Source organism: Naasia aerilata (assembly GCF_030296595.1).
Classification (GTDB): domain Bacteria; phylum Actinomycetota; class Actinomycetes; order Actinomycetales; family Microbacteriaceae; genus Naasia; species Naasia aerilata.
Window position 1 is genome coordinate 3,337,970 of the sequence record NZ_AP027731.1, and the last position, 15,353, is coordinate 3,353,322.

Annotated in this window: 17 protein-coding genes and 2 pseudogenes; 3 read left to right on the plus strand and 16 right to left on the minus strand. The window is 70.7% G+C overall.

Translation table 11 applies throughout. The features are described from left to right. Window positions 1-25 precede the first annotated feature (25 nt). On the minus strand, window positions 26-577 hold the full coding sequence (locus QUE51_RS17305) for a dihydrofolate reductase family protein (RefSeq protein WP_286277557.1): 552 nt from the start codon (window positions 575-577) through the stop codon (window positions 26-28). Between the two features lie 503 nt (window positions 578-1,080). Here QUE51_RS17305 and QUE51_RS17310 point away from each other — a divergent pair. Next, window positions 1,081-1,203: a hypothetical protein gene (locus QUE51_RS17310; RefSeq protein WP_286277558.1), complete on the plus strand. Its 123-nt coding sequence runs from the start codon at window positions 1,081-1,083 to the stop codon at window positions 1,201-1,203. A gap of 218 nt (window positions 1,204-1,421) precedes the next feature. After that, complete coding sequence (locus QUE51_RS17315) at window positions 1,422-2,303, plus strand: HhH-GPD family protein (protein WP_286277559.1); 882 nt, start codon at window positions 1,422-1,424, stop codon at window positions 2,301-2,303. A 228-nt stretch (window positions 2,304-2,531) separates the two neighbouring features. Here QUE51_RS17315 and rbfA read toward each other — a convergent pair whose 3' ends face one another. The 14 genes and pseudogenes from rbfA to QUE51_RS17380 all read right to left on the minus strand — a co-directional run bounded on the left by rbfA (window position 2,532) and on the right by QUE51_RS17380 (window position 15,009). Further along, a complete protein-coding gene (rbfA, locus tag QUE51_RS17320) occupies window positions 2,532-2,972 on the minus strand; it encodes a 30S ribosome-binding factor RbfA (RefSeq protein WP_286277560.1) in 441 nt (146 codons plus the stop codon). A gap of 178 nt (window positions 2,973-3,150) precedes the next feature. Next, a pseudogene (infB, locus tag QUE51_RS17325) lies at window positions 3,151-5,938 on the minus strand (translation initiation factor IF-2). 322 nt (window positions 5,939-6,260) lie between these two features. Continuing rightward, a complete protein-coding gene (locus QUE51_RS17330) occupies window positions 6,261-6,860 on the minus strand; it encodes a carbohydrate kinase family protein (protein ID WP_350226794.1) in 600 nt (199 codons plus the stop codon). Window positions 6,861-6,991: 131 nt separating this feature from the next. Next, window positions 6,992-7,138, minus strand: a pseudogene (locus QUE51_RS18320) (PfkB family carbohydrate kinase); the annotation flags it as partial. A gap of 224 nt (window positions 7,139-7,362) precedes the next feature. Then, window positions 7,363-8,367: a sugar phosphate isomerase/epimerase family protein gene (locus QUE51_RS17335; RefSeq protein ID WP_286277561.1), complete on the minus strand. Its 1,005-nt coding sequence runs from the start codon at window positions 8,365-8,367 to the stop codon at window positions 7,363-7,365. Between the two features lie 46 nt (window positions 8,368-8,413). Then, window positions 8,414-9,577: a Gfo/Idh/MocA family protein gene (locus QUE51_RS17340; protein WP_286277562.1), complete on the minus strand. Its 1,164-nt coding sequence runs from the start codon at window positions 9,575-9,577 to the stop codon at window positions 8,414-8,416. Between the two features lie 99 nt (window positions 9,578-9,676). Then, a complete protein-coding gene (locus tag QUE51_RS17345; RefSeq protein WP_286277563.1) occupies window positions 9,677-10,459 on the minus strand; it encodes a hydroxypyruvate isomerase family protein in 783 nt (260 codons plus the stop codon). Window positions 10,460-10,513: 54 nt separating this feature from the next. Beyond that, window positions 10,514-10,663, minus strand: a complete 150-nt coding sequence (locus QUE51_RS17350; RefSeq protein WP_286277564.1) for a hypothetical protein — start codon at window positions 10,661-10,663, stop codon at window positions 10,514-10,516. Further along, window positions 10,648-11,520, minus strand: coding sequence for a Gfo/Idh/MocA family protein (locus QUE51_RS17355; protein WP_286277565.1), 873 nt, complete (start codon window positions 11,518-11,520; stop codon window positions 10,648-10,650). Before QUE51_RS17355 ends, QUE51_RS17350 begins: the two co-directional genes overlap by 16 nt. Further along, window positions 11,517-12,521, minus strand: a complete 1,005-nt coding sequence (locus QUE51_RS17360) for a sugar phosphate isomerase/epimerase family protein (protein ID WP_286277566.1) — start codon at window positions 12,519-12,521, stop codon at window positions 11,517-11,519. Before QUE51_RS17360 ends, QUE51_RS17355 begins: the two co-directional genes overlap by 4 nt. After that, on the minus strand, window positions 12,518-12,925 hold the full coding sequence (locus tag QUE51_RS17365; RefSeq protein ID WP_286277567.1) for a C-glycoside deglycosidase beta subunit domain-containing protein: 408 nt from the start codon (window positions 12,923-12,925) through the stop codon (window positions 12,518-12,520). Before QUE51_RS17365 ends, QUE51_RS17360 begins: the two co-directional genes overlap by 4 nt. Next, window positions 12,922-13,314: a C-glycoside deglycosidase beta subunit domain-containing protein gene (locus QUE51_RS17370; protein ID WP_286277568.1), complete on the minus strand. Its 393-nt coding sequence runs from the start codon at window positions 13,312-13,314 to the stop codon at window positions 12,922-12,924. Before QUE51_RS17370 ends, QUE51_RS17365 begins: the two co-directional genes overlap by 4 nt. 13 nt (window positions 13,315-13,327) lie before the next feature. Then, complete coding sequence (locus QUE51_RS17375) at window positions 13,328-14,314, minus strand: sugar phosphate isomerase/epimerase family protein (RefSeq protein WP_286277569.1); 987 nt, start codon at window positions 14,312-14,314, stop codon at window positions 13,328-13,330. Further along, entirely contained in the window at window positions 14,311-15,009 is a 699-nt protein-coding gene (locus QUE51_RS17380) for a fumarylacetoacetate hydrolase family protein (protein ID WP_286277570.1), read from the minus strand. Before QUE51_RS17380 ends, QUE51_RS17375 begins: the two co-directional genes overlap by 4 nt. On the opposite strand from QUE51_RS17380, the gene QUE51_RS17385 reads away from it, so the two are divergent. Then, window positions 14,940-15,176, plus strand: coding sequence for a hypothetical protein (locus tag QUE51_RS17385; RefSeq protein WP_286279487.1), 237 nt, complete (start codon window positions 14,940-14,942; stop codon window positions 15,174-15,176). The genes QUE51_RS17380 and QUE51_RS17385 overlap by 70 nt on opposite strands. Before the next feature lie 26 nt (window positions 15,177-15,202). Here the strand turns inward: QUE51_RS17385 and QUE51_RS17390 are convergent, their stop codons facing one another. After that, window positions 15,203-15,346 (minus strand): hypothetical protein, encoded by a 144-nt coding sequence (locus QUE51_RS17390; protein WP_286277571.1) that lies wholly within the window; start codon window positions 15,344-15,346, stop codon window positions 15,203-15,205. Window positions 15,347-15,353: the final 7 nt, after the last annotated feature.

The following is a 15,353-nucleotide window of genomic DNA, read 5'->3' on the forward strand; positions in this document are numbered from 1 at the left end:
GGCCAGGATGCAGGGATGATGCCGCTCAGGCGGGACGCAGCCCGTAGCTGAGGATCGCGTTCCCCGCGCTCGTGGTGCGGCCCTGCTGGAGGGTCAGCCGCGTCAGCGGGTCGCCCTGCTCGAACAGCCGGCGGCCGGTGCCGGCGACGACCGGATGGACCATCAGGGTGAGCGAGTCGAGGAGTCCGGCGAACAGCAGCTGGCGGACGATCGAGATGCTGCCCACCACACTGATCTCGCCGCCCTCGGTCTGCTTGAGCTCGGCGACGAAGTCCTCGAGCCCGCCGTCGATCAGGTGGGCGTTCTCCCAGTCGAGCTCCCCGCTGAGGCTCCGCGAGGCGACGTACTTGGGAACCGGGTTGATGAACGTGCCGAAGGGGTCGGAGTCGCCGACCTCCGGCCAGTAGCTCGCCCACTCCTGGTAGCCCACGCGGCCGAGCAGTACCGTGTCGACCCGCGTCATCATCCCGTTCAGCTCCGCCCCGAGCTCCTCGTCGAAGCTGTCGAACTGCCAGAGGTTGGGCGACTCGACCACCCCGTCGACGGAGCAGAAGAGGCCGGCGGTCAGGGTGCGCATGGGGGCTCCGATCCTCGGGGGCGGCGGGTCGCCCGCCATGGCGACGCCGTTCCTGAAGCGTGCCGCAGATCAGCGCCGGGCGCGAGGGCGGTTCAGCAGGAGTCGCTGAAGGTGCGGCGCGGATGCTCCGGGTCGGTGTTGTCGATGTTCGCGATGGCCTTCGCGCGCGGCTGCACGCGGTGCAGGTAGAGCACCTGTGCCTGGTGCCGCACGGAGTCGGCGGGACCCCCACGCGGGCGAACGCCTCCGCGGTGGGGACGAAGAGGCAGACGGTCGACGTCCATGAGCCGGACAGCTCCGGGCGCAGCAGGAGAGGGCCGTCGACCACGAGGACGGCATCGCCCGCCAGCTCGCGGCCGTCGGCGCCCGGCGCCACACGGAAGGGCTGCTCGCGCCGGAAGGGTCGGACCAGCGCCTCCTGGAACGCGGTGTAGTCGTAGGCGTCGGCGTAGTACCGCTGGACGGCGGCGTCACCGTCGGGCTCGGCGACGAGGAAGGCGTCGATGGACGCGCGCACGGCCGCGACACCCGACCGCTCGTACGCGGCGGCGAGGTCATCGGCGAAGGGCCCCGTTCCGGAGCCGTCGACACCGTCGACCGCGATCACGACCCGGCCGTTCGGATAGTTGTGCCGGACCTCGGAGACCAGCTCGTCGAGGATGTCGGTCTTGGCGGGAGCCCAGCGTGCCATGGCGCCAGCCTAGGCCGCCTCCCCATGAGCGGCTTGCCGAAAAGTCCCGGTATACCGGCGTCGAAGCGGGATTTTTCGGCAAGTCGCTTCTCCCCGGCGCCGTGACAGGCGCCGGCTCCATGACGGGCGCGGGCCCCGACGTAGATTGAGCGGGTGACCGGGCCCGTCGACCTCGCGCCCGCGATCGTCGACTGGTTCTCCCGGGCGGCCCGCGACCTGCCGTGGCGCCGGCCCGGCTTCTCGGCGTGGGGCACGCTCGTCAGCGAGTTCATGCTCCAGCAGACGCCCGTCGTGCGGGTCATCCCCCAGCTGCTGGACTGGCTGGAGCGCTGGCCGACCCCGGCCGACCTCGCGGCCGTCCCGCCCGGGGAGGCCGTTCGCGCCTGGGGACGCCTCGGCTATCCCCGACGCGCCCTCGCCCTGCACGCCTGCGCGGTCGCGATCGCCGAGCAGCACGGCAACCGGGTGCCCGAGGACGTCGACGACCTGCTCGCCCTTCCCGGCGTGGGGCCGTACACGGCACGGGCTGTCGCCGCCTTCGCCTACGGGCACCGGCACCCGGTGGTCGACACCAACGTGCGGCGCGTGCTCGCCCGCACGGTCCTCGGGCAGGCCGATCCCGGGCCGCCTGCCACCCGGCGGGACCTGGCGCTCATGGCGGAGCACCTGCCGCTCCCTCGCGCCGATGCGCGGGCCTTCAACGCGGGGATGATGGAGCTCGGCGCGATCGTGTGCACGGCGCGGGCCCCGCGCTGCGACGAGTGTCCGGTCGCCGACCTCTGCGCGTGGCGGGCCGCGGGCTATCCCGACTACACCGGGCCGCAGCGGGTGCGGCAGAAGCGCTACGAGGGCTCGGACCGGGAGGCGCGCGGGCGGATCCTCGCTCGGCTCCGATCCGCGACCATCCCCGTCGACGAGGAGCTCCTGACGGCCGAGGCACCGGATCCGGAGCAGGCCGGGCGCGCACTGGAGGCCCTGCTCGCCGACGGCCTGGCGGAGCGGACGAGCGAAGGAATCATCCTTCCCGCCGGCTGAGAGCGGCTCTCGGCCGTCCCCCGGACTGGGCGTGTCGCGCGATCGGCGCGATGGGGAGGATGGGAACCGAGTCGCCGGCGACACGCCACCCGGTCGCCGGCGCTCCTCCAAGCTCGCGCCGGCTCTTCTGAGCCGCCGCCGCGGATACAGCGTTGGAGCGCTGCCGCTGCCGTCGCGAGGATCGCCACCCGGTCTTCGCGGCGGCGAGCGGTAGTGATCGTGCCGAGGTCAGTCCTCGTCGTCGCCCAGCTCGCGCGGCTTGACGTACGGGTCCTCGTCGCCGGCGTAGGCGGCACCCTGGGCGAGCTGGCGCGATGCCTCGTCCCGCTGGCGCGCCTCCTCGAGCAGCGTCTGGATGTGCGCAGCGTTCTCCGGGATCGCGTCCGCGATGAACTCGAGGCTAGGCGTCAGCCGCGCGGTGATGTTCTTCCCGACCTCGGTGCGCAGCATGCCGGTCGCCGCCTTGAGCGCGGCGGCGCTGTCGGCGCGCTCCTCGTCGGTGCCGTACACCGTGTAGAAGACGGAGGCGTGCTGGAGGTCGCCCGTCATACGGACGTCCGTGATCGTCACGAACCCGAGCCTCGGGTCGCGGAGACCCCGGTCCAGGCGCTTGGCGATGATCTCCTTGATCCGGTCCGCGAGCTTCGCGGCGCGGGTGTTGTCGGCCATGGGTCCTCCCTTGGACAGGGGAAGAGCCCGGAACGGCAATGGTTCCGGGCTCCTCCCTCTTTCAGGATCGTGCTGCACCTAGGTTTCGAGACGCCGGCCCAAGTCCCCAGAGCAAGCGTGCTCTGTGGGCCCAATGGGCCGGCTCCTCAACCCCGCGCTTTCCGACGCTTGCGCATCATCAGGCGCGGATCTTCTCCTTCATCTCGATCGTCTCGATCTCGTCGCCGATCTGGATGTCGTTGAACTTGCCGAGACCGATACCGGACTCGTAGCCCTCACGCACCTCGGTGACGTCGTCCTTGAAACGACGCAGCGACTCGATGGCCAGGTTGTCGCCCACAACGATGCCGTTGCGGATGACGCGGGCCTTCGCGTTGCGGGTGATCGTGCCGGACCGGACGAGCACACCGGCGATGTTGCCGAACTTGGAGGAGCGGAACACCTCGCGGATCTCGGCGACACCGGACTGGACCTCTTCGAACTCGGGCTTGAGCATGCCCTTGAGCGACGACTCGATGTCGTCCAGGGCCGCGTAGATGACCGAGTAGAAGCGGATGTCCACACCCTCGCGGGCGGCACGCTCCCGGGCCTTCGGGTCGGGGCGCACGTTGAACCCCACGATGATGGCGTTGTCGACGGTGGCGAGGTTGACGTCGCTCTCCGTGACCGCACCGACACCGCGGTGGATGATGCGCAGTTGCACGCTGTCGTCCACATCGATCTTGAGCAGCGCCTCCTCGAGTGCCTCGACGGCACCGGAGACGTCACCCTTGATGATGAGGTTGAGCGAGTCGACCTTGCCCTCTTCGAGAGCGCGGGTGAAGTCCTCGAGCGAGATGCGCTTGCGGGCCTTGGCCAGCTGGGCGTTGCGCTCGACGGCTTCGCGCTTCTCGGCGATCTGCCGCGCCGTGCGGTCCTCCTCGGTGACGAGGAAGGTGTCGCCGGCGCGCGGGACGCTGGAGAGGCCCTGCACCTGGACCGGCCGCGACGGCCAGGCCTCGGTGACGGTCTCGCCGTTCTCGTCCATCATCGCCCGAACGCGGCCGTAGGCCGTGCCCGCGACGATCGCGTCGCCGACCCGGAGCGTGCCCGACTGGATGAGCACGGTCGCCACGGCGCCGCGTCCCTTGTCGAGTCGCGCCTCGATGGCGACACCGCGCGCGTCCTTGTTCGGGTTCGCGCGGAGGTCGAGTCCCGCATCCGCGGTCAGCAGGACAGCGTCGAGGAGCTGGTCGATGCCGGTGCCCGCGAGCGCCGAGACGTCGATGAACATCGTGTCGCCGCCGTACTCCTCGGCGACGAGCCCGAACTCGGTGAGCTGCTGCCGGACCTTCGCCGGGTTCGCGCCCTCCTTGTCGACCTTGTTCACCGCGACCACGATCGGCACGTTCGCCGCCTGCGCGTGGTTCAGGGCCTCCACCGTCTGCGGCATGATGCCGTCGTCGGCCGCGACCACGAGGATCGCGAGGTCCGTCACCTGGGCACCGCGGGCACGCATGGCGGTGAACGCCTCGTGGCCCGGGGTGTCGATGAAGGTGATGGCGCGCTCGAAGCCCTCGTGCTCGGTCCACACCTGGTACGCACCGATGTGCTGCGTGATGCCGCCGGCCTCGCCCGCGAGGACGTTGGTCTTGCGGATCGCGTCCAGCAGGCGCGTCTTTCCGTGGTCGACGTGGCCCATGACGGTGACGACCGGCGGACGGATGACGAGGTCCTCGTCCGTCTCGTCCTCGAGCTCCTGCTCGAGGTCGATGTCGAAGCCCTCGAGGAGCTCCTTGTCCTCGTCCTCGGGCGAGACCATCTGGATCTTGTAGCCGAGCTCCTCGCCGAGGACCGCGAAGGTCGCCTCGTCGAGCGACTCGGTCGCGGTCGCCATCTCACCGAGGTGGAACAGCACCGTGACCAGGTTGCCGGGGCTCGCGTCGATCTTGTCCGCGAAGTCCGTGATGGATGCTCCACGGCGCAGGCGCACGACCGTGCTGCCGTCGCCGCGGGGGACGCTCACGCCGCCGAGCGACGGGGCCTCCCGCATCTCGAACTCTTGGCGCTTCGTGCGCTTCGACTTGCGGGCGCGGCTCTTGCCGCCGCCACGACCGAAGGCACCTGCGGTGCCGCCACCGGGACCACGGCCGCGGCCACCGCCGCCGCCCGCGGGACGCGGGGGCCGAAGCCGGTGCTGGGAGCACCGGGACGCTGGAAGCCGCCGCCTGCGCCGGCCGGACGGCCGGGGCCGCCGGGACGCTGGAAGCCGCCGCCCGGACGCGCGCCGGGAGCACCCGGACGTGCGCCCTGACCCGGAGCACCGGGACGGGGAGCGCCGGGGCGAGGAGCAGCGGGCCGCGGGATGTTTCCCGCGGGGCCGGCGCCCATGCCCTGGCGGGCGGCGAACGGGTTGTTGCCCGGACGCGGGGCGCCGGGGCGCTGCATGCCCTGGCTGGAGGAGTAGGGGTTGTTGCCCGGGCGGGGCGCGCCGGGGCGAGCGCCGGGACGCGGGATCGCGCCCGGGGCGCCGGGCGTGCCGGCGGCGGGCGCCTGTGCGGCGGGACGCTCGGGCTCGGCGGGACGCTGGGGCTCAGCGGCTCGCGGGGCCTGGGGCTGACCGGGGCGCGGGGCCGCGCTGCGACCGGCGTCGCTGCGCGGCGTCTCGGTGCGGGGAGCCTCAGTGCGCGGGGCCGGCGCAGGAGCGACGGGCGCCTCCGCGCGGGGGCGGGGGTCGCCGAAGGTGCGGACGGCGCCGCTGCGGGGCGCGCCGGCGCGGGGGCCGGGGACGCCTTGGCGGGCGTTGCGCCCGCCTTCGTGATGCCCTCGGCCTCGAGTCGCGCCTTCAGCTTGCGGACGACCGGGGGTTCGATGCTCGACGAAGGCCCCTTGACGAACTCGCCCATCTCCTTGAGCTTGGCGAGTGCGACCTTCGTGTCGATGCCGAGGTCACTGGCGACCTCATGCACGCGTGGTTTGGCTGGCAATTTTCTCCTGTCTGGGGTCCACCCAGACAGGGAGGACCGTTAGCGGTGAGAGGAACTCATTTCGAGTCGCTCATTAGTTGTCCATAAGCCGTTCAGCCTGTTCTCTCGATTGATCCCCGATCCGCGCGGAGGCGGAAAGGCACGAAGCCGATCTCAGGGGGACCCGGACAAGTGTAACCGCAACCCGGACCTGCGCGGACGGGGAAGGCCGCGAACCGCACTCCGGGATGCTCCTGGATACAACTCGAGCGCGAGGGGCGGTATTCCGGCCGGCGCCCGTCCCGGGAGCGGTTCCGCGGCTCCGCGCGGTCCGTCCTGCTGGTCAGGGCAGCCGCAGCAGGGCACCCTCGGCGCGGCAGGTGGCCGCGGCGATCTCCATCGCGCGGGACAGCGCCCGCCGCCAGAAGTCCTCGTCCCGCGCGTCCTCGGTCAGGAGCGCCGCGGCGACCGCCGACAGCGTGGCGTCGCCGGCGCCCATCGTGTCCACGATGGGCCCGGGGAGGCTCACGATCGATTCGTGCACGTGGATGCGGTCCTGGGTGGTGATCCCGGCACCGTGCCGCCCGGCTGTCGCCAGCACCGCTGAGGCGCCGAGCCCGAGCAGCTGGTTCTCGGCGTCGATGAGGCTCGACCGGTAGAGGATCTCCGCGTCCTCGTCGCCGATCTTCACGAGCGCGGCACGGGCGCTCGCGCGGTTCGCGTTCGTCGCGAAGCGGTCGAGGTCGTGGATGAGCCCCGGCCGGGGGTTCGCGTCCAGCACGAGCCGCCGTTCCGGCTCGGCGATCGACTCCGCCAGGGCATCCGACTGGAACTGGTCGTCGAACGGGAAGCAGCTGACGGCGACGAGGTCCGCCTGGGCGAGAGCCGTCCGCTGGGCGGCGTCGAAGTTGATGCGCCGGTTGAGCGCGGCGGTGTTGAACAGGTAGCGGGGCTCCCCGCCGACCGGTCGGACACGGCGCGCGACGAGCCGTTCGGGGCGCGTGTCGCCAGCAGCCCCACTCCGTGGTCGTCGAGGTAGCTGCGGATGGTAGCGCCGTCCTCGTCGTCGCCGACCATGGCGATGAGTGTCGGCTCGAAGCCGAGGATCCGCAGGCCGACCGCCACATTGAGTGCCGCGCCGCCCACGAAGTCCCGGGAGCCGTGCTCGTCCCGCAGCTCGTCGATCAGGGCGTCGCCGACCACTGCGATACGTGCCGCCATGTCCGCCTCCCCGGGGAACGCCGCGGTTCCGCCGGTCCGAGGCTACCGCTGGGAGGAGCGGGGAATCCTTCCCTTCCACGCCGGAGGCTCGCGGGGTCGGAGTCCCGCGGCGTCCAGCGAGGCGGACCGTGGCGCTAGGTCACGTAGCGCCGGGCGTGTCGCATCCGTGCGGACGTGTCGCAACGGTGCGCCGTTGCGACACGTCCGTTCGGTTGCAGCTCGCGCTATTTGGTGCTGAACGCGGCGTCGAACGCGGCCGCCGACGGCTCGTACGTCGACAGCCTGCGGACGAACTCGAGGGCCTCGGGGGCGCCGACGAGGCGGTCCATGCCCGCGTCCTCCCACTCCACCGAGAGGGGGCCCTGGTAGTCGATCGCGTTGAGCATCCGGAACGCGTCCTCCCACGGCACGTCACCGTGGCCGGTGGAGATGAAGTCCCAGCCGCGGCGCGGGTCCGCCCAGGCCAGGTGCGAGGACAGCCGGCCGTTGCGCCCGTTGCCCAGGCGCTTCTTCGTGTCCTTGCAGTGCACGTGGTAGATCCGGTCCTTGAAGTCCCAGAGGAACCCGACCGGGTCGAGGTCCTGCCACACCATGTGGCTCGGATCCCAGTTCAGCCCGAACGCCTCCCGATGACCGATCGCCTCCAGCGTCTGCACCGTCGTCCAGTAGTCGTAGGCGATCTCCGACGGGTGCACCTCGTGCGCGAACCGGACCCCGACCTCGTCGAACACATCCAGGATCGGGTTCCACCGGTCGGCGAAGTCCTGGTAGCCGGCGTCGACCATCGCCTGGGATGCGGGCGGGAACATGGCCACGTACTTCCAGATCGAGGATCCGGTGAACCCGGTCACCGTCTTCACCCCCAGCTTCGCGGCCAGGCGTGCGGTGTTCTGCATCTCCTCCGCGGCCCGCTGGCGGACACCCTCGGGATCACCGTCGCCCCACACCCGGTCGGACAGGATGTCCCGGTGCCGCTGATCGATCGGGTCATCGCACACCGCCTGACCCTTGAGGTGATTCGAGATCGTCCACACCTTCAGGCCGTTGCGCTCCAGCACGTCGAGCTTGCCCTGCACGTAGGCCTCGTCATCCCACCGCCACGGGTCCAGGTGATCGCCCCAGCAGGCGATCTCCAGCCCGTCGTACCCCCACTCGCCGGCGAGCCGGGCCACCTCCTCGAACGGCAGGTCGGCCCACTGGCCGGTGAACAGGGTGATCGGTCGCGCCATGGGGTCTCCTTCGTTCCTGGGCTGAGGTGTGTATCGCCGGCCGCCGTCAGGCGACCGGTGTCCAGACGCTGCCGGCTTCGGCGCTGCCCTCGACGGCCTGCAGCACGCGCTGCACCTGGAGCCCATCGGCGAAGGACGGCGTCGGCTGGGTGCCTGAAGCGATGGCGTTCACGAGGTCGACGACCTGGTGCGAGAAGCCGTGCTCGTAGCCGAGCATGTGGCCGGCCGGCCACCAGTTGCCCGCGTAGGGGTGCTCGGGCTCGGTCACGAGGATCCGGGTGAAGCCCTGCCGGTCCCCGCGGGCGTTGCGGTCGTAGTGATGGAGGACGTTCAGGTCCTCGAGGTCCCAGCTCAGTGCTCCGTCCGACCCGGCGACCTCGATGCGGAAGGCGTTCTTCCGCCCTGTGCTGAAGCGCGTGGCCTCGAAGGAGCCGACGGCGCCGCCGTCGAACCTGCCGCTGAACAGTGCGAGGTCGTCGACGGTGACCTCGCCGCGCTCCGACCCCGCGGAGCCCGACAGCCCCGAGCCCTGCGCAAGCACGGGACGCTCCTTCACGAAGGTCTCGAGCGTTCCCGAGACAGCGGTGAGACGCTGACCGGTGATGAACTGGGCGAGGTCGATGGCGTGCGCACCGATGTCGCCGAGGGCGCCGGAGCCGGCGAGCTCCTTCTTCATCCGCCAGGTGAGCGGAGCGTCGGCGTCCACCAGCCAGTCCTGGAGATAGGTCGCGCGGACCTGCCGAACGTCGCCGATCGCTCCCTCAGCAACGAGGTCGCGCGCGAGAGTGGCGGCCGGCACGCGACGATAGGTGAAGCCGACCATCGCGTACACGCCGTTCGCGGCGGCAGTCTCGGCCGCGGCCGCCATCCGCTCGGCCTCCTCGACGGTGTTGGCGAGCGGCTTCTCGCAGAGGACATGCTTGCCCGCCTCGAGTGCTGCGATGGCGATCTCCGCATGCGTGTCGCCGGGCGTGACGATGTCGATGACATCGATGTCGTCTCTGGCGAGGAGCGAGCGCCAGTCGGTGGTCGACTCCGACCATCCCCAGGTGCGCGCGGCGGACGCGGTGCGGGCATCATCCCGGCCGGCGAGCGCCGCCATCTCGACCTCGAGCGGCAGCTCGAAGAACGCGGGCGCCGTGCGCCAGCCCTGCGAATGGGCGGCGCCCATGAAGCCGATGCCGATCATGCCCACGCGGAGGCTAACCATGGTGTGTCTTCCTTTCATCGTCACGGGGAGGGGGTCGGGAACCGCGCGGAGATGCGGTCGGCGGTCCGCCACGCCGGTCGTGCGGTGCGGCGGAACCGGTCAGCGGGTGATCTCGTCGAGCACCTGCCTGATCGCCCTGGTGGAGGCCGAGGTGTCCTGGGTGGGAACGTACTCCAGGCCGACGACCCCGTCGTAGCCGGAGTCCCGCAGCAGCCTCAGCTGGCGCGACCAGTCGACCGTGCCGGACCCCGGTTCGCCTCGGCCGGGGACGTCGGCGAGCTGGACATAGCCGACGAGACCGGAGAGCTCGGCGAGCGTCCGCTCGACGTCCTCGCCCTGGGTGATCGAGTGATAGAGGTCGTAGAGGATCGTGAGGCGTGGCGAGCCGACGGCCCGCGCCACCTGGATGGCGTACTCGGTGTGATCGAGGAAGGCGCCCGGGTGGTCGACCCGGCTGTTGACCGGCTCAAGCACGATGGCGACTCCGAGCTCGGCGGTCCGATCGAGCCCTTCGGTCAGGATCTCCGCGAACCGCGCCTGCTGCGCCGGCCGCTTCATCGCGCCGAAGCCGGCTCCCGTGCCGACCACGACCCGGGGACAGCCCAGGGTGCGGGCGTCCTCCATGGTCTGGGTCAGCCCTGCATAGAAGGCCTCGAGGTCGGCGTTGGGCCAGGCGAAGTTCGTGCGCGGCAGGACCAGCGTCGAGCTGAGCGCCACGCCGCTGTCCTGGAGCGCTGCGGCGAGCGCGGGCACATCGCGGCCTGCGGTCCCCCACATCTCGACGGTGTCGAATCCGTCGGCGGCGGCGGCCCGGACGCGATCGGTCAGGTCGTTGCCGACCTCGGTGTAGAGCAGGTCGATGTTGGGAGCGAGGGTGAGCAAGAGAGACTCCGTTCGATGGTTGGTGGGGTGCGCTCGCGGGCAGGGAGGGGCGACTCAGGGGGCGACGGGGCCGGAGCTCTCCGCGGGGCGCAGCTGGGCGAGAGCCGTCTCCATGATCTCGAGGACCTCGATCGTGGCGGCTACCGGGTGGAACGGGTGCTCGCGCCGGCCCTCGAGCACCGCACCGCTCACGGCGCGGAACATGGGCACATAGCCGAAGCCTTCGATGGGCTCAGAGAAGTCCTCGGTCGAGGAGGCTCCAGGGGGCGGCCGAGCGTCACGGTGCCCCCGGTGGGCGAGAAGAAGGGGCCGGAGAACACGAGGGTTCCCTTCGTCCCTCCGATGGAGGCGGTCGGCGGGACGGCGAACACGATGGACGAGACGGCGACCGCCACGCCGCCGCCCTCGTAGTCGAGGGTCACCGCCTCCCATCGGTCGACACCGTCCCCCTGCACCTCTCCGGCCGCAGAGATGCTTCGCGGGGAGCCGAGGAAGGCGTGCACGATCGACAGGGTGTACACCCCGAGGTCCCAGAGCGCGCCGCCCCCGAGCGCCGGGTCCCAGAACCGCTTCGGACCGCTCGCCGGCACCGGGAAGCCCATGCCGGTCTGCGCGAGCCGGAGCTCGCCGATCTGCCCGTCTGCAGCGATGGCGAGAGCGCGACGGAAGTTGGGGTTGAACCTCGTCCAGAGCGCTTCCATCAGGAAGACGTCGTGTTCCGCAGCGAGGTCGCGCAGCTCTACCGCGTCGGCGACGGACATCGTCATGGGCTTCTCGACCAGGACATGCTTGCGCGCGAGGATGGCCCGTCGCGCGTAGTCGGCGTGCATCGGGTGCGGCGTGCAGATGTACACGAGGTCGACGTCCGGGTCCCGGAGCAGCTCGTCGTAGTCCCCATAGCCCCGAGGAACCCCGGTCTCGGCGCAGAACCGGTCTGCCGTCTCCTGAGTGCGCGACCCGGCCGCGACGACCTCGACGTTCTCGGTGAGGCGGAGGTCCTGGAGCACCCGACGGGCGATCCCTCCGGTGCCGACGATGGCCCAGCGGGTCGTGCCCGTCACCGGGAGACCTTCGCGATGACCCGGCGCATGAGATCGTGCTGACGCCGGATGAGCGCCGCGGTGTCCAGCTCGTCGTTCGGAGTCCAGGAGTGCGCCTCCCACTCGCTCGAGATGGATCCGGCGAAGCCCGCTTCGAGGATCGGTCCGAGGTTGCGGAAGTAGTCGATGGAGGGCTCCTCCCCGTTCTCGTCGATGTCGTAGAACTTCGCGTGCACATGGAAGATGCGCGGCATGAGCTCCGCCCAGTCCTCGGGCCGCTCGTGGCCGTTCATGGTGAATGCGCTCGCCACCACGGAAGCGGTGGCGGCCGGCACGCCCCTGCTCTCCGCCAGGGCGATGAACTGGCCCAGGCGCTCTCCCTGGCCGCCATCGGCGGCCCAGATCCGCTGGAGCTCCGGCAGCAGGTCCGCGGGGAGTCCGGACTCGAGGTAGGTCTGGGCGAGCCCGGCGGAGATGCGATGCATCGTCGAGCTGAAGTCGGGGATGAAGCCCAACAGGTCCGAGTCGATGCGGTCGTACACCCGGCTGACCGCCTCCACCTTCGGCGTCAGCGGACCCTCCGGCGCGTGGATCTCCATCCCGAGCCGTACCCCCGCCTTCTCGGCGTACGGGACCAGTCGCTCGAGGGTGGCCGGGTCGGCGCCGATCTGGATCCGGACGACCGGGAAGCCGAGCAGCCGCGCGGCTTCGATCTGTGGAGCCGTGTAGTCGACGCGCTCCTCCGTCGTCAGGTCGCGGTCGCGCCGGATCGCGATGTCGATGTTGGCGGCGAGCGACGTCGGAACGAGCCCCAGGCGATCGACGGTCTCGTGGAACTCGTCGATGAAGGCCGTCTCGAGCCTGGGGAAGTTCCGGATGCTCTGGAAGCCGACCAGCTCGACGCCGGGACCGATCCCGGCGGCCGCCACGTGCTCGAGGAGTTCGGTGAGCGTGTAGCGCGCGCTCACCCACTCGTTGGTGAACGAGTACAGCGTGGTTCCCAGCAGGGGTGTCGAGGTCATGCGCGGCCCTCCTGAACGGTGAGGGTGCGGTGCGCGTCCGTGCGCCGGGTCAGCGGCCCCACCCCGTCGATGATGATGTAGGGGAAGCGCAGCTCGATCGCGACCGCGACCGCGATCTCGTCGCCCGGCGAGCCGGCCGCTCCGTCGATCTCGACCGCGCCCTCGTCCTGGATGAACCAGATCTCGTCCCAGCACGGCGCGAGCTCGGCGATCCGCCGCGCCCGGCCGTTCACCCGGAGGCGGATCCGGTCGTCGGGCACCGGCGTCCCGTCGAGCTCGACGGCGACATCGAGCACGCTCGAGAGCGGCAGGCTGCGGTACCAGGGCTGGCGGATGCGGACCTCCAGGCCCTTCTCCCCTGCCACGGCCGCGTCGGGGCCGAGGAGCAGCTCGGGGCGGGTCATGCGCTCACCGTGAGCGTCTGCGTGGTGACCGGGGTGTGCGGCACCGGCAGATAGGAGATCCTCAGCTGCTCCGCCAGGCGGATGTCATGGGGTCCGGCCGGGAGCCCTCCCGGCTTCGCCACGGTGACGGTGGCGGGTTCGCCGAACTCCCACGCGACCTTGTACTCCGAGCGCATCTCGTCGAGCGAGTAGGTGCGGCCGCCGACCGTCAGGGAGACGTCCTGCCTCGGCACCGGCGTGCCGTCCACCTCGACGTCGAGCTCCTCGACCATGGAGAGGATGAGCCGGCGGTAGTAGCCGCAGCGCGCGTCGAAGGCGAAGCCGACGACGTCGGACCCCTGCCGGACGTTGCGCAGGCTGTTCTCCACAATGATGTATCGATCGAACACGGGTCGGTCTCCTTCAGTCCTCGTCCGCGAGCAGCCGGGTCAGCATCTCCTGATGCCGGCGCACCTGCTCGACGCTGTCCACCTCGAAAGCGTCCTGGATATGGCGGTTGCCCTCGTACTCGCTCGAGAGGTAGCCGTCGTATCCGCCCTCCTTCAGGACGGAGATGATCTCCTGGTACGGGATGCTGTATTCCTCGCCGCTGTCGTCGATCTCGTAGAACTTGGCGTGGACGTGGTGGATGTACGGCATGTAGTCGAGAAGCTGTCGCGGCTCCTCCCAGATGAACCGCGTCGCCTGCAGCGCGATGTCCTGCTCGAGCGGGCCGAGGTTCAGCCGCTCGGCCTCGTCCTGCAGCGTCGAGGTGTCCTCGCCGCTGTCGTAGACGTCGACCACGCGCTTCACGAAGTCGGAGTCCGCGCCGTCCCGCAGGGACCGCTCCCAGAGCACCTTGGGCAGGCGCTTCACGAAGATCCCGAGATCCGGACAGATGCCGACGACGTCCGGCCCGACGCGCTCCGCCACCTCGAAGTGGCTCGCGAACCAGTCGCTCGAGAAGCGGCGGGGCGCGTGGACCTCGGTCGCGAGCCGCACCCCCTTGTCGCGCGCGTAGGGCGCTGCGAGCTCGACGACCTCCGCGGGCGTCGCGGCGAGGATCCGGATCACCGTGGCGCCGAGACGAGCGGTGTGGTCGATGTCCTTCTTGAGATCCTCGACGAGCTCGCCGGTCGGGCGCGCGCGGTCCGGATACAGCTTCAGCTCGGCGAACATGTCGTGGGCGGTGGGCTGGAAGCCGTACTGCTCGCGCCAGGCGTCCCAGCGGCGGTAGAAATCGTCGGACAGGTCGGGGAAGCCCGGCATCATCTGCTCCGCGATGGTCTCGATCCCGAGGGCACCGAAGCCGACCGACACCGCGATGCAGTCCTCGAGGGTCAGCTTCCGGAGGAAGTACTCCTCCTGGAACGAGTAGAGGCTGACGCCCCGCTTGATGGAGTGTGTCATTTCCCGCTGTTGTCCTTTCCGTCGCGCCGGGTGCCGACGATGGTGTTGGTGAGCCGTCCGACGCCTTCGATCTCGGCGACCACGACGGCGCCGTCCGTCAGGTACGCGCCGTCATGGCCACGAGCCGTTCCGGCCGGCGTCCCGGTCAGGATCAGATCCCCGGGGTTGAGCGTCGTGAAGCGGGTGATGGCGGCGATCTGCGCGGCGACGCTGACGAGCATCTGGGCGCTCGACGACTGCTGGCGGACCTGGCCGTCGACGGTGAGGCTCATCGCCAGGTTCTGCGGGTCAGGAATGAACCGCGCGGGGACGAGCGCCGGGCCGACCGGCGTCAGGCCGTCGGCGTTCTTGGCGACCCCCCAGTCGATGCCGAAGATGGGGTGCGTGAGGTGCGGCCCGCGGACCGAGACGTCGTTGCCCACGGCGTACCCGGCGAGGACGCCGAGCGCGTCCTCTTCGGCGACCTCGAAGCAGCGCTCCCCGATCACCGCGACGAGCTCGACCTCCCAGTCGAGCAACTCCGCCCCGGTGGGCCGGCGGATCGCATCGCCGTCGCCGGAGAGCACCGTCGGCGGGGAGATGAAGTGGTACGGACGGACGAGCGGGGTCTCCCCATCTCGGCCACGTGATCGGCGAAGTTCGCGCCTGCGCAGAACACGGCCGGGCGATCGATCGTCGGCGGAAGGGCTCGCCACCCGTCGACCGACGTCTCGGCACCGCCGGCGGCGAGAGCTGCCTCGACCTCGTCCACGAGCTCTCGGTCCACCAGCACATCTCGGATCCCGACCGGCCGGCCGAGCAGCTCGGCGACGTCGTGGTGGCGACCGTCCCGTTCGACGACGATCCGCTCGCCGTCGCCTGAGCTCATCCGCAGGAACCCGAACCCGCTCATCGTGCCTCCCTGAGGGCCTTCGTCGCCCGCTCGTCGATGCTGTAGCCGCCTGCGTCCTCGATCACCGCGACCTTGTACAGGTCGCGGGCGGCGGTCACGGTCACGTAGCCGGCCGCCACATCGGAGATGACCTCGTTCACGGGACGC